We start from the raw sequence: 13,563 nt of genomic DNA, 5'->3' as shown, positions 1-13,563 counted from the left end.
AGTCTCATGTCGATCGCTACTCTCGGTACGGCCTCGATCCTCCTGCTGTTCGTGCTCAGCCTGGCCAGCACCGGCTTCTCCGCTCTCGGCGCCGCGCGCCGGTCGGAGCGGCTGATCGAGGCCGGCCTGCAGGGCGTGTACGCCAGCTTCGCCCTGTCGGCGTTCGCCTCGTCGCTCATCATCTACGGCTTCATCGCCGGCGACTACTCGATCCAGTACGTGCAGAAGACCAGCGACGCTGCGATGCCGCTGTTCTACAAGATCACGTCGTTCTGGGGCGGGCTCGACGGCAGCATGCTGTTCTGGGTGCTGCTGCACACCCTGTTCGCCTCGCTGGCGCTGCACGCCAACCGCGACCGCCACCGCGAGCTCATCCCGCACGCCGCGGCTGTCCTCTCGGTCATCACCGCGTTCTTCGCCGGCCTGCTGCTGTTCATCAAGGACCCGTTCGGCGTCTACATGCTGGACATCCCGACGCAGGGCAAGGGCCTGAACCCGCTGCTGCAGAACCTGTACATGATCGTCCACCCGCCGAGCCTGTACCTCGGCTACGTCTCGCTGGCGGTGCCGTACGCGTTCGGCATGGCGGCGCTGATCACCGGCCAGGTCGACGCCGCGTGGCAGCGCAGCGTCCGCCGCTGGACCCTGTTCTCGTGGATGTTCCTGACCTTCGGCCTCATCCTCGGCGGCCTGTGGGCCTACGAGGAGCTGGGGTGGGGCGGCTACTGGGCCTGGGACCCGGTCGAGAACGCGGGCCTCTTGCCGTGGTTCACCGTCACCGCGTTCCTGCACTCGATCATGATCCAGGAGCGCCGCGGCATGATGAAGGTGTGGAACGTGTCGCTGGTGATCGTCAGCTTCCTGCTGACGATCGTCGGCACGTTCATGACGCGCAGCGGCGTGGTCCAGAGCGTGCACGCCTTCGGCGCCGACCCGGTGCTGGCGTGGACCTTCGGCGGCTTCATGCTGGCGATCGTGCTGTTCAGCTTCGGCCTGGTGATCTGGCGCCTGCCGCTGCTGCGCTCGCGCGGCGAGCTCGAGAGCGTGCTGTCGCGCGAGTTCGCGTTCCTCGTCAACAACTGGCTGTTCCTGGTCGCCGCGCTGTTCGTGCTCGGCGCGACCATGTGGCCGACCTTCACCGAGTGGCGGATGGTCCTGGCCGAGCGCTACCCCGACCTGCTCGGCTGGCAGGACCCGGGCGAGCGCGTCACCATCGGCGCCCCGTTCTTCAACCGCTACATGCGTCCGCTCGGCCTGTCGCTGCTGCTGCTGACCGGCATCGGTCCGTTGCTGGCGTGGCGCAAGACCTCGCAGGTCAACCTGGTCAAGCAGTTCCTCGGGCCGCTGGTCGCCGGCGTCGTCACCACCGTCGTCCTGCTGGCGCTCGGCCTCGGCTCGCCGTGGGGCCTGGCCTGCTTCGGCCTGTGCGCCTTCACCTTCTGGACCATCGTCCAGGAGTTCTACCGCGGCGTGGCCCTGCGCCGACGCCAGCGCCCGCAGAGCGTCCTCGACGCGCTGATCGGCCTGGTCCTGCGCGCGCGCCGGCGCTACGGCGGCTACGTCGTCCACCTCGGCATCGTGCTGATGTTCCTCGGCTGGGCCGGCAACGCCTACAAGATCGAGCGCAAGACCACGCTGCGCCCCGGCGACACCACCGAGCTCGGTGACTACGTGATCCGCCACGACGGCCTGCGCGCGACCGAGGACTGGCAGAAGGAGATGATCACGGCCCACATCGCCGTGCTCAAGGACGGCGACCAGAAGACCACGCTGCTGCCGGCTCGCTGGTGGTACTTCCAGCTGCCCGAGCAGCCGACCACCGAGGTCTCGCGCTACATGACCTTCGGCGAGGACGTGTACGTCTCGATCCAGGAGGTCGACATGACCACCGGGTGGACGCAGATGAGCCTCTACATCAACCCGCTCGTCAACTGGATCTGGTTCGGCTTCGCCGTCATGCTCGCCGGCTCGCTGATCTGCGTCGGCACGCGCAAGAGCGACGGGCCGGGAGAGGACGTCTGAACGTGACCGAGGCGCCGCAGAGCAAGGACGCTCGCGCCGCGGCTGCGCCGAAGCTCCCGCGCACCGCTGTCCTGACCGCCGGCCTCGCGCTCGTCGCGTTCGGCCTGGTCCTCGTGGTCGCTCGCGCGGCCGGCCCGGTCGACGAGCCGACCATCGCCCTCGCGGCCGCCGGCGCCGCGCTGGTCTACGCGCTGAGCCGCATGTACGCGATGGTCCGCGCGCTGGCCCGGCCCGACTCGCTGGCCCAGGTCGGCCGCGGCGTCGGCCACTTCAGCCAGTCGGAGCTGCGCGAGGAGAAGCGCCGCCTGCTGCGCGCGATCAAGGAGCTCGAGTTCGACCACGGCATGGGCAAGCTGTCGACCGCCGACTTCGAAGCGGTGATCGGCACTTACCGTGTACGGGCGATCGAGGTCATGCGCGCCCTCGACGGTGGCGGCGACCTCCACCCCGAGCTGCAGAAGGTCCTGGCGGAGCTCGACCGCAAGGCCGGCCCGCCGGCGGCTCCCGCGGCCCCCGCGGCCCCGGCCGCGCCGACCAGCGCCCCGGCCGAGGCGGCGCCCGGGCCCGAAGCCGGCTTCACGCCGGCACCGCTGCGCAGCATGACCGAGATCTCCGCGCCCGATCTCGACCGCACCTCGCGGATCTGCGCCAACTGCGTCGGCAACAACGACAACGACGCCAAGTTCTGCAAGCACTGCGGCGTCTCGCTCGGACGCAACAAGGTGAGCGTCGGCGAGAAGCGCGGCAACGCCTCGAGCTCGGGGGAGATCGGCCCATGACTGCGCCACGCCGGCCGCTCCGCGCGGCTGCCCTTGCGTTCCTGTTCGTCGGGACATGTTTCACGGGACAGGCCTCGGCCCAGCCGCCCGGCGGCCCGCCGATCGACCCGCGGGCCATGTCCGGCATCCCGCGCGCCGACCCGCAGACCGAGCCGGGGACGATCACCGTGCGCGCGCTGCTCGGCTCGTTCAGCCAGCCGGCCGTCGGCGTCACCGTCGAGCTTGAGCTGAAGTCGCAGGACGGCAGCAAGACCGAGACGCGCACCGCCGTGGCCGGGCAGGACGGCCGCGCCAACTTCACCGACCTGGCCGCGTTCCACGGCGGCACCGCGGTCGCCCGCGCCGACCTCGACGGCGAGCGCCAGAGCTCGCAGCCGATCGCGCTGTCGCCGACCCAGGGCTACCGCGTGCTCCTGGTCAAAGGGGCAGGTTCGTCCGGCGCCGCCAGCCCCGGGACGGGTCCCACCGCGGGCCCGGCCGCTCCGCCGAGCCAGCCGGGTCCTGGCGAGGTGCCGCTGCCCGGCGTCGCCTTCGTCAACCCCGGCACGCCGAAAGGCACGCTGCTGGTCGGCACCCTCGACCTGCGCGCCGGCACCCCGCTCGAGCGCGTCAAGGTCCGCCTGGTGCTCACGGGTCCCGATGGCAAGGTCGAGACGCGCGAGGCGATCAGCGACGCCCGCGGCACCGCGCGCTTCCCCGGGCTCGACGAGCTCGCGGCCGACGTCTCGCTGGTGGCCGAGGCCGACCTGCCGACCGGCACCGAGCGCAGCCAGCCGTTCTCGCTCACCGGCAAGGACGTCGGCATGGCGGTGGTGCTGGCGGTGATCGGCCAGCGCGCCGCGGGGCCGCAGCGGCGGCAGATGATGGGCCCGCGGGCGGTGCCGACGATCTTGCCCGGCAGCGTGCGCGTCACGGTCGTCGGGCCCGACGACCAGCCGATCAACGGCGTCCCGGTCACGATCGTCAAGCAGGACACCACCGGCTTCAGCAAGCGCTTCGAGGACGCCACCGGCGAGGACGGCGTCGCCCGCATCGCCGACATCCCGCTCACCGGCGAGGGCCTGTTCCACGCCGAGGCCTCGTACGCCGGCGCGCCGTGGAAGTCGAGCTTCTTCACCCTCGACGAGCGCATGGGCGTCGCCGTCGAGATGCGCGTCTACCCGATCACCACCGACCTGACGCGGCTGCGCTCGGCGGTGCAGTTCGGCGTCGAGTCGATGGAGAACGACCTCGCGCGGGTCGACCACCTGTTCCAGGTCTACGTCGACGGTGACGCCGCCTACTGGCCGGGCAAGGCCTACAAGCTGGCCGCGGCCGACGGCGCCACCGGCCTCGTCGTCCGCGACCGCGCCGACCAGGTGCTCGAGCACGAGTCGGACGCGCCGTTCACCACCATCACCGGCCCGCTGCCGCCCGGCGAGCTGATCGACCTGTCGACCGCGTACCTGCTCGAGCACGACGGGACCGCCGAGATCCACTGGGCCGCGCCGTTCCCGATCGTCGACGGCCGCGCGGTCGTGGTCGACGGCCTGAAGCTCACCAAGGGCGCCAAGAAGCCGCCGGTGAAGCCGCCGCACGAGAACGGCGAGAGCCGCGTCGACCTCGACGTCTACGACGTCGGCGCCATGCCGCAGGGCCAGGCCTACGACCTCGTGGTCGACGGCCTCGTCTCCCGCCCGCGCACCTACAAGTGGCTCGGCCTCGGCTTCGGCCTGTTCGTCGCCTTCGCCTGCGGCCTCGCGTTCGCCCTGCGCCCGCGCGCCTCCTTGCGCGAGCGGCTGCTCAAGCGCAAGGCGGCGCTGCTGCGCAAGCTCGAGGCCGCGGGCCCCGGCGAGCGTGAGTCGATCGTCGCCGCCCTCGACCAGGTCTACTGCCAGCTCGACGCCCTCGACTCGCGGCCGCGCCACGCCGACCCGGGCGCGGCCTGGCAGGACAAGGCATGAGCGGCGCGCAGCAGCCGATCACCCCGATCGTCCTGAGATCGATCTCCCAGAGGTTCGGCCGCAAGGTCGTCCTGCGGGGCGTCGACCTCGAGCTGCGCGCCCGCAGCATCACCGGCCTGGTCGGCGCCAACGGGGCCGGCAAGACCACGCTGTTCTTGATCCTCGCCGGCCTGCTGCAGCCCGACGGCGGCGAGCGCCGCTACGGCGAGCGCGTGGTCGCCGACATCGACCTCGAGCTGCGCGCCCGCCTGGCCTACGTCGCCCACGCGCCGCAGCTTTACCCGGGCCTCGGCGCGCGCGCCAACCTCGAGCTGTTCGCCGAGCTGCGGCACGCGGCCGGCCTGTCCTCGCGGCCAGCCGACGACGTCCTGCGCGGCCTGGGTCTGCCGGCGGAGGCCCTCGATCGCCCGGTCTCGACCTTCTCGCGCGGCATGGCCCAGCGGGTCGCGCTGGCCCGGGCCGTCGCCGGCGACCCCGAGCTGCTGCTGCTCGACGAGCCGTTCACCGCGCTCGACGCCCGCGGGCGCGCGCAGCTGGCCGGGGCGCTGCTGGCCGAGCGCGACCGCGGGGCGGCGATCCTCCTCAGCTCGCACGACCAGGGCACGCTGCTGCGCGTGTGCGATCGCCTGGTGCTGCTCGAGGCCGGCGCGATCGTCCGCGAGGTCGAGCGCGGGGACGACGACCCGGCCGGCTTCGCCGCCCGCGCAAGCGAGGTCCTCGGCGCCGTCGGCCCTGACGATCACGCCGCCGCCTGAGCCGCGGCCCAGCGCCGCAGGCTCGCATCGGCCCGCAGGACCCGCGTCGGCCCGCAGGACCCGCGTCGGCCCGGTTCCGCCGCGCGCCGACCCTGTGCTACACCTGGCGCCGGTGCGTCTGCTCCGCCAGAGCCTGCTCCTCCTCCGCAGCGAGCTGCGGCAGGAGCTGCGCGACCTCGAGCTGGTCCTGACCTCGACCTTCTTCACCCTGGTCGTGCTCGGCATGTTCTACCTGTCGTTCGCGGCGCTGGAGAAGAAGCACACCATGCCGGCGGTGCCGGGCCTGTTGTGGCTCACCGTCGCGTTCGTCGGCACCATCACCTTGACCCGCGCCTTCGACCGCGAGCGCGAGGCCGACACCTTGCGCGCGCTGCTGGCCGCCCCGGTCGAGCGCCTCGCGATCTACGTCGCCAAGGCCGGCTCGACCTTGCTGGTGCTGCTGGTCTGCTGCGCGCTGCTGGTGCCCGGCCTGGCCTCGATGTTCCCCGCGGGACAGGTCTTTTGGGACATGCCCCTCGAGACAGTCGCGCTCGTGGTCCTCGGCTGCCTCGGCTACGTCGCCATCGGCACCCTGTTCGCCGCCGGGCTGGCCGGCGGCGGCGGCAAGAACATGCTGCTGGCGGTGATCCTATACCCGGTCACCACCCCGGTGCTGATGTTCGCGCTGGTGACCACCCGCGCGCTGCTCGACAAGAACCCCAACCTCCCGAGCTACCTCGGCCAGATGGCCGCGCTCGACGTCATCTTGCTCGGCCTCGGCGCGCTGCTGTTCGAGCCGGTGCTCGTGGGGGCCGCGCCGGCCCGCACGGCCCAGGCCGCGCGGCAGCACGCGCGCGACCGCCTGCGCACGACCGGCCGAGAGGAGCCCCGATGAAGCGGAAGTCCGAGTTCGTGGTCCCGTTGCTGTTCCTGGCCGCCGCGCCGCTGGTGGTCTACAGCGTCCAGCGGGTGTTCCTGCACACGCCCAACGAGCGGACCATGGGCACCGCCTTCAAGATCTTCTTCTTCCACGTGCCGATGGGCTGGCTGTGCATGCTCATGGCCGTGATCTCCGGCGTCGCCGCCTACGTGCAGCTGCGTCGGCGCTCGCGCACGGCCAGCGCGGTCGCTCTGGCGGCGGCCGAGGTCGGCTTCCTCGGCGGCCTCGGCGTCATGCTGACCGGACCGATCTGGGGTCACGCGACGTGGGGCACCCCGTGGACCGGCGACGCCCGCCAGGTCACCACCGCCTTGCTGTGGCTGGTGATCGCCGCCTACCTGCTGCTGCGCCACTTCGGCCAGCACGCCTCGGAGCGGCTGGCCGCGGCGCTGGCGATCTTCGGCGCGGTCAACGTGCCGCTGATCTACTACGCGGTGAAGCTGTGGAAGACCACGCACCCGACCACCGGCGTGGTCGCCAAGCTGCCGCCGGAGATGTGGGCCACCTTCTGGCCGGGGCTGTCCGCGCTGTTGCTCGTCAGCTTCGGCCTGTTCGCCATCCGCGCCCGACAGCTCGTCCTCGCCGGCGAGCTCGACGACGCTTACGTCCGCCTGGAGGACTCTCGCGCATGACACCGATCGCTCCGCCCGTCCTGATCACCGGCCTCGTCTTCGAGGCTGCGCCCGCGCCGGCTGACGGCGGTGAGTACGAGCCCGCGGTCGGCACGAGCCGCGAGGAGAAGGAGATCCTCGCCACCCTCGAGGACAAGGCCGCGGCCAAGACCGCCAGCGACTACCAGCACATCGTCTGGGCCTACGGCATCCTGTGGGCGCTGTTCGCCGCCTACGGCCTGTTCCTGTGGCGCCGGTCCGCGCGGCTGCGCGCCGACGTCGACGCCCTGCGGCAGGAGCTCGGCAGGTCGGGGGCCCGCGGGGGGCCCGGGGCGTGACTCTCGGGCACTTCCTGTACATCCCCGGCGTCTTCCTGCTCGGGATCTTGATCGGGTACATCCTCGGCGGTCGGGCCGCCGCCAACAGCGCCGCCGACCGCGATCTCGTGGCCCGCCGCGCAGCTGCCCGAAGGGCCAGGTCGGAGCCGACTCACGAGCCCTCGCACGGCCGCGACGCGCCGCCGTGACTCTGGCGCCGCTTGTGTGACCGTGGTATGCGGGGGCGCCGTGTTCGACCCGACGTACACCGACGAGCAGAACGCCCTCATTCAGACCGCGCGCAAATTCACGCGTGAGTCGATCATCCCGGTCGCGCACGATTACGACGAGGCGGAGAAGTTCCCCGTCGACGTGTTCAAGGCGGCGTTCGACCTCGGTCTGATGAACATCGAGATCCCCGAGGCCTACGGCGGCCTCGGCTACCACACCCTCGACGGCTGCATCGTCAGCGAAGAGCTCGCCTACGGCTGCGCCGCGATCGCCACCAGCGTGATGTGCAACCACCTCGGCGCGCTGCCGCTGCTGGTCGCCGGCACCGAGGAGCAGAAGCAGAAGCACCTGCGCCGGCTGGTCGAGGAGTTCATCTTCATCAGCTACGCCTGCAGCGAGCCCGAGGCCGGCTCCGACGTGGCGTCGATGAAGACCCGCCTGGTGCGCGACGGCAACGGCTGGCGCCTCACCGGCCAGAAGCGGTGGATCACCAACGCCGGCCACGCCAGCATCTTCACCGGCTTCGCCACCCTCGACCCCGCGCTCGGCCACCGTGGCATCACCGCCTTCGTCGTCGACAGCGATCGCCCCGGCATCTCGATCGGCAAGAAAGAGAAGAAGCTCGGGCAGCGCGCCTCCGAGACCTGCGACGTCATCTTCGAGGACGTCCCGCTGACCGACGCCGACATCCTCGGCGAGCCCGGCAAGGGCTTCTACGTGGCGATGGAGGTGTTCGATCGCTCGCGGCCGATGATCGGCTCGCAGTGCGCCGGCATGATCCGCCGCTGCCTCGACGAGTCGGCCCGCTACGCCAAGGAGCGCAAGACCTTCGGCAAGCCGATCGCCGAGCACCAGGCGATCCAGTTCATGATCGCCGAGATGGCGATGGCCTACGAGACCACGCGCCTCCTCTACAACAAGGCCGCGTGGGAGGTCGACAAGGGCATCCGTCGCACCAACACCAGCGCGATCGCCAAGTGTGTCGGGGCCGACAGCGTGGTGAAGTGCGCCTCGGACGCCGTGCAGGTGTTCGGCGGCTACGGCTACACGCGCGAGTACCCGGTCGAGAAGATCTACCGCGACGCCAAGCTCATGCAGATCTACGAGGGCACCTCGCAGGTCCAGCGCATGGTGATCGCCAAGAACATCCTCGCTCGGGGCTAGCGTGACCCGGTCGACGGTGGCCGATCTACCGATCGGCGTGTTCGACTCCGGCGTCGGCGGACTCACGGTGCTGCGGGCCCTGCGGTCCGCGTTACCGGACGAGCGATTCATCTATCTCGGTGACACGGCGCGCCTGCCGTACGGGACCAAGAGCGGCGAGACGGTCACGCGATACGCCGAGCAGGCCACGCGGGTGCTGGTCGGCCGCGGGATCAAGCTGCTGGTCGTCGCCTGCAACACCGCGTCTTCGGTCGCGCTCGGTCACCTCGCGGCAGTGTTCGCGCCGCTGCCGGTGATCGGCGTCATCGAGCCGGGGGCCGCGGCCGCCTGCGGGGCCTCGGTCAGCGGGCAGATCGGCGTCATCGCCACGGAGGGCACCGTCCGCGGCGGCGCCTACGAGCGGGCGATCCGGGCCGCGCGCCCGGGCGCCGAGGTCGTCTCGATCGCCTGCCAGCTGTTCGTCGCGCTGGCCGAGGAGGGCTGGGTCAGCGGGCCCGTCGCCGAGGCCGTGGCGCAGCGCTACCTCGCGAACGTGGTCGGCGAGCGGCCGGGGCTCGACTGTCTGGTCCTCGGATGCACCCACTTCCCGGTCCTGCGCCAGGCGATCGCCGCGGCCGTCGGCCCGCGCGTCCGCTTGGTCGATTCGGCCGAGACGACGGCCGAGGTCGTGGTCGATTGCCTCCTGCGATCGGACCTGCGCGCCGGCCACCGGACCCGCGGGCAGGACGGGGCAGGGCAGGCGGGCGTCCGCTTCCTCGCCACCGACGCGCCGGCCCGGTTCGCGCGGGTCGGTGCCGTCTTCCTCGGCGAGGCGATCGCGCCCGAGGACGTCGAGCTCGTGGACCTGTAACGGACCTCGCGTGCTTTCAAAGCAGGACGCTGTCTCGCAGGCCCGCGGTTTTCGCGGCACCGGGGGGGAAGTCTGATCGCCGTCCGGCCCCGGAGGCCCGGTACTCAAGGCAAGATTCCCGTATTCAGTGTTGCTTTCGTTGTGATATACCCCCCGCTGGTATCCGACCGATGCCCGAGGCGCTCGCCGTGACCGCAAGGAGCACCCTCCTGTGAAGACAAGCCGCTCTCTGCTCAAGTACTCGCTGTCCATGCCGCTGGTCATCATCCCGCCAGCGGTCGCGGCGATGGCCCCCAACCTCGCGCTGGCGGCCTCCGACGTCACGATCAGCGGCGTCGTCACCGACCAAAACACCGGTCAGAAGATCTCGGGCGCCCTCGTCATCATTCAGTGTACGTGCCTCCAGGGCGCGCGCGAGGTGATGACCAACGCGGACGGTCTTTACACGTTCCGCAACCTGCCGCAGGGCAAGTACACGGTGCAGGTGCTGTATCAGGACGCCAACGTCAACAAGACGATGGACGTCCTGCCCGGCGCCAAGATGCGCGCCAACTTCCAGATCGATCCGAAGCTCAAGTTCCGCGTCGACATCGAGGTCCAGACCAAGACGCGCAACGACGCCGCCCAGGTCACCAAGGTGAAGATGGAGCAGGCGCGCAACATCCCGGTCGGCGGGACCAGCCGCGACTTCACGGCCGTGGTCGACATGTCGCCGACCGCCAGCCGTGACGCCGCCGGCATCCGCCTCGGTGGTTCGACGGGCGCCGAGAGCAAGTACGTCGTCGACGGCCAGAACGCCACCAGCCCGGCGTTCGGTACTGTCGGCGCGACGATCGTCCAGGAGTTCATCGACGAGGTCGAGGTCGTCGAGGGCGTGTACGACGCCGAGAGCGGCGGCGCGTCCGGCGGTCTCGTCAAGGCGCGCCGCATCGGCGGCAGCAACAAGCTGCGCGGCACGGTGCTGTTCCGCATGACCCCGCGCATCGCCTTGCCGCGCTTCATCAGCGCGACCGACGAGTCGCTGCGCGTGGCCGAGATCAACAACTACCAGGGCGAGGGTGTCGTCACCCTGTCCGGTCCGATCATCAAGGACAAGTTGTTCTTCGCCATCGGCGTCGCGCCGGGCGGCACCAACAACTCGCTGATCCAGTCGTTCTACAAGCGGCGCGACAAGGACCGCTCGGGCGGCTACGAGGATTGCGCCTACGAGAACGGTACCAACGACTGTACTGCCAACGGCAACTACATCGACTCGGTGAAGTTCGCCGAGCAGCGGTTCAAGACCGGCCGCTTCAACATGGGTTGGACGGTCGCCCTCGACTGGCAGATCAACCCCAAGCACCGCCTGCGCCTGTCGGGCGGCGGCGGCCCCGGCACCCAGCGGCGCAGCTATCGCCAGCCGCCGGGCTCCGAGCCCAACTCGTTCGGCACCAACCCGAACGCGACCATCGGCGGCGCCTCGCGCGTCGGCTCGGGCGTCGTCAACAACAGCTTCGGCAGCGACTTCGGCAACTCGACCACGGTCGGCCTCGACTACGAGGGCCGCGTCGCCAACGACAAGCTCGAGATCGACGCGGGCGTCTATTACTCGCGCTTCTCGCAGAAGCAGGCGTGGAAGCTCGACAACGAGATGCAGCGGAACATCCCGCTGACGCAGGAGACCGACAGCCAGGGCCGCAACCTGTACGACCTGCTCGACCGCGACGGCGCGGTGCGCCTGGTCCAGGGCGTCGACGAGGCGTGCAACAACGCCAACCTGCCGGGCCTCACCTGTCCGACGCGCGTGTGGCTGTCGGGCGGTATCGGCACCTACTCGCAGTCGGTCTCTGACCGCGTAGGCGGCCAGCTGGCGCTGACCCACTTCCTCAGCGGCAAGAAGGCGGGCGCGCACCAGCTCAAGTACGGCACCGAGATCGACAGCGTGCGCCTCAAGCAGGGCACCGCGTACTCGGGCCAGAACGACCCCGACTTCTACCAGAACTGTCCGGTCGGCACTGTCGGCGGCGGCGAGTACTGCTACGACCCGGCGACCAACAACTACTTGATGGGCGGCGACGTCAGCCCGAACCGGGTCAACAACAACCGCCTCGTCATCGTCGACGCCGACAACCCGGACAACCGCCGCACCCTCGGCTTCGGCCGCGTCCGCTACGAGCAGGAGGACCTGCGCGCGATCGCCAGCCCGATCGGCGCCGGCGTCCGCGTCTCGGCCTACAACTCGACGCTGACGACTCAGAACTACGCGCTGTTCGTCCAGGACAAGTGGTCCATCATGTCGAACCTGTACCTCAACGCCGGCGTGCGTTGGGAGATGCAGGACATGAAGGACGTGTTCGGCAAGCGCAACATCTTCATCAACGACAACGTCGCGCCGCGCGTCAGCCTCGTGTACGACTGGACGGACGAGGGCAAGAGCCGCCTGTACGCGTCGTACGGCTGGTTCTACCAGCAGCTGCCGGTCGTGCTCAACAACCGCGCCTTCGGCGGCCTCGTCAACGTCACCCGCAGCTACCGCGCGTCCGACTGCGCCACCCCGGTGCTCATCGGCGGCGAGTCGCGCGAGCGCTCGGTCAACGGCGCCCCGACCGAGTGGTGCACCGACTTCAACCAGTCGACCACCGGCCTCACCGCGGGCTCCGTCGTGCCGAAGCTGCGCGGCATGTACACCCAGAAGTTCGTCGTCGGCTACGAGCAGGAGGTCATCGAAGACCTGCTCGTCGGCGTCAAGTGGCAGCACGAGAGCCTCGGCCGCGCGGTCGAGGACGTGTCGACCAACGGCGGCCTCAACTTCATCATCGCCAACCCGGGCGAGTCGGTCTCGGCCTCGGACATCCAGCGCCAGCAGGACGCCTGTACCAAGCTGCAGGAGCAGTTCGACCAGGCCGCCGACGACGACCCGCAGCGCGACGTGCTCGCCCGCGAGCTCAACCGCTGCACCTTCCTCGCCGACGCCTACTCGAAGGTCGGGACGCTCTTCAACAAGCCGGTCCGCAACTACGACGCGTGGGTGTTCAACATCACCAAGCGCTTCGCCAAGAACTGGACCATCCAGGCCAGCTACATCTACAGCCGCCTGATCGGTAACTACGACGGCTTCGTCAACCGCAACACCGGCGCCATCGACCTCGGCACCACGACCACCTACGACATCCCGGAGCTGGTCCGTAACAGCTACGGCCCGCTGTGGGACAACCGGCCGCACCAGGTCAAGTTCGACGGGTACTACTCGTTCGACCTCAAGAAGGCCGGTCGCCTGACCCTCGGCCTGAACTTCCGCTACCAGTCGGGCACCCCGATCAGCGTGTTCGCCGACAACAACCGCTACAGCGGCCAGTTCCTGGTCTACGCCATCCCGCGCGGCGCCGGCGGCCGCCTCGAGCCCAACTACTTCGCCAACATCGGCATCAGCTACGCCTACCCGCTGCCCGGCGAGGTCGAGCTCGAGGTCTCCGCCCGCCTCGTCAACATCACCAACAACAAGGCCGTCCTCCGCGTCGACGAGACCTACTCGTACTCGCAGGGCCGCGCCATCGCCGGCGGTGACCTCGACGACCTGAAGCACGCCAAGGTCCAGAGCCCGAACGCGCCGACCAGCTTCTTCCAGCGCGGCGTGCTCCCGCCGCAGGGCAACTTCCTGGTCCAGACCGTGTTCCAGCAGCCGATCGGCGCGCAGTTCGAGCTCCGCCTGCGCTTCTAGCTCCTGGTTTCCTGACTTCTGGGACTCGAACCTCCGCTGCGAGGTTTCAGCTCGGCCCGCCTGTCCGCGACAGGCGGGCCGAATCGCTTTCGGGCGATCGCCGCCGCGGCGAGCTGGCCTCCGCGTGACCCTCCGCGGGGGTGGCAGTCCGGTGTCACCGGCTCCGATCATTCACCGCCCACGACTCGCGCGGCGCCCCGCTGATTCCCGCCATTCGCGCGAGTGCACGATTGCCGGCGGTGCCCCGATTCCAGGGCCCGGTCGCAGCCGGCTCT

At 70.3% G+C, this 13,563-nt stretch carries 11 protein-coding genes; all 11 read left to right on the top strand.

The features are described 5' to 3' along the window. The first annotated feature begins 6 nt into the window (after positions 1-6). The 11 genes from OV090_RS14460 to OV090_RS14410 all read left to right on the top strand — a co-directional run bounded on the left by OV090_RS14460 (position 7) and on the right by OV090_RS14410 (position 13,288). Positions 7-2,022: a heme lyase CcmF/NrfE family subunit gene (locus OV090_RS14460; RefSeq protein WP_267704214.1), complete on the top strand. Its 2,016-nt coding sequence runs from the start codon at positions 7-9 to the stop codon at positions 2,020-2,022. A 2-nt stretch (positions 2,023-2,024) separates the two neighbouring features. Continuing rightward, complete coding sequence (locus tag OV090_RS14455; RefSeq protein WP_267704213.1) at positions 2,025-2,801, top strand: zinc ribbon domain-containing protein; 777 nt, start codon at positions 2,025-2,027, stop codon at positions 2,799-2,801. Further along, entirely contained in the window at positions 2,798-4,744 is a 1,947-nt protein-coding gene (locus OV090_RS14450) for a hypothetical protein (RefSeq protein WP_267704212.1), read from the top strand. The genes OV090_RS14455 and OV090_RS14450 overlap by 4 nt, the downstream gene beginning before the upstream one ends. Continuing rightward, entirely contained in the window at positions 4,741-5,499 is a 759-nt protein-coding gene (locus tag OV090_RS14445; RefSeq protein WP_267704211.1) for an ABC transporter ATP-binding protein, read from the top strand. The genes OV090_RS14450 and OV090_RS14445 overlap by 4 nt, the downstream gene beginning before the upstream one ends. Positions 5,500-5,611: 112 nt before the next feature. Next, positions 5,612-6,373 (top strand): heme exporter protein CcmB, encoded by a 762-nt coding sequence (locus OV090_RS14440; RefSeq protein WP_267704210.1) that lies wholly within the window; start codon positions 5,612-5,614, stop codon positions 6,371-6,373. Next, complete coding sequence (gene ccsA / locus OV090_RS14435) at positions 6,370-7,050, top strand: cytochrome c biogenesis protein CcsA (RefSeq protein WP_267704209.1); 681 nt, start codon at positions 6,370-6,372, stop codon at positions 7,048-7,050. Before OV090_RS14440 ends, ccsA begins: the two co-directional genes overlap by 4 nt. After that, the gene (locus OV090_RS14430) at positions 7,047-7,367 is read left to right on the top strand and encodes a hypothetical protein (protein ID WP_267704208.1); all 321 of its coding nucleotides are present in this window, start codon (positions 7,047-7,049) and stop codon (positions 7,365-7,367) included. Before ccsA ends, OV090_RS14430 begins: the two co-directional genes overlap by 4 nt. Continuing rightward, positions 7,364-7,555, top strand: coding sequence for a hypothetical protein (locus OV090_RS14425; RefSeq protein ID WP_267704207.1), 192 nt, complete (start codon positions 7,364-7,366; stop codon positions 7,553-7,555). Before OV090_RS14430 ends, OV090_RS14425 begins: the two co-directional genes overlap by 4 nt. Before the next feature lie 40 nt (positions 7,556-7,595). Then, positions 7,596-8,741, top strand: coding sequence for an acyl-CoA dehydrogenase family protein (locus OV090_RS14420; RefSeq protein WP_267704206.1), 1,146 nt, complete (start codon positions 7,596-7,598; stop codon positions 8,739-8,741). Between the two features lies 1 nt (position 8,742). Beyond that, a complete protein-coding gene (gene murI / locus OV090_RS14415) occupies positions 8,743-9,591 on the top strand; it encodes a glutamate racemase (RefSeq protein WP_267704205.1) in 849 nt (282 codons plus the stop codon). 211 nt (positions 9,592-9,802) lie between these two features. Beyond that, positions 9,803-13,288, top strand: a complete 3,486-nt coding sequence (locus OV090_RS14410; protein ID WP_267704204.1) for a TonB-dependent receptor — start codon at positions 9,803-9,805, stop codon at positions 13,286-13,288. The last annotated feature ends 275 nt before the right edge of the window (positions 13,289-13,563 follow it).

This window comes from Nannocystis sp. RBIL2 (assembly GCF_026626745.1).
In the GTDB taxonomy this organism is placed as follows: domain Bacteria; phylum Myxococcota_A; class Polyangia; order Nannocystales; family Nannocystaceae; genus Nannocystis.
The sequence above is the reverse complement of the archived record's forward strand: the minus strand, read 5'-3'. Positions and strand labels throughout refer to the sequence as shown.

Excerpts from the sequence above, each read along its gene's own strand:
- OV090_RS14460 (WP_267704214.1), top strand. The coding sequence starts at position 7 with ATGTCGATCGCTACTCTCGGTACGGCCTCGATCCTCCTGCTGTTCGTG.
- OV090_RS14450 (WP_267704212.1), top strand. The coding sequence starts at position 2,798 with ATGACTGCGCCACGCCGGCCGCTCCGCGCGGCTGCCCTTGCGTTCCTG.
- OV090_RS14445 (WP_267704211.1), top strand. The coding sequence starts at position 4,741 with ATGAGCGGCGCGCAGCAGCCGATCACCCCGATCGTCCTGAGATCGATC.
- ccsA (WP_267704209.1), top strand. The coding sequence starts at position 6,370 with ATGAAGCGGAAGTCCGAGTTCGTGGTCCCGTTGCTGTTCCTGGCCGCC.
- OV090_RS14430 (WP_267704208.1), top strand. The coding sequence starts at position 7,047 with ATGACACCGATCGCTCCGCCCGTCCTGATCACCGGCCTCGTCTTCGAG.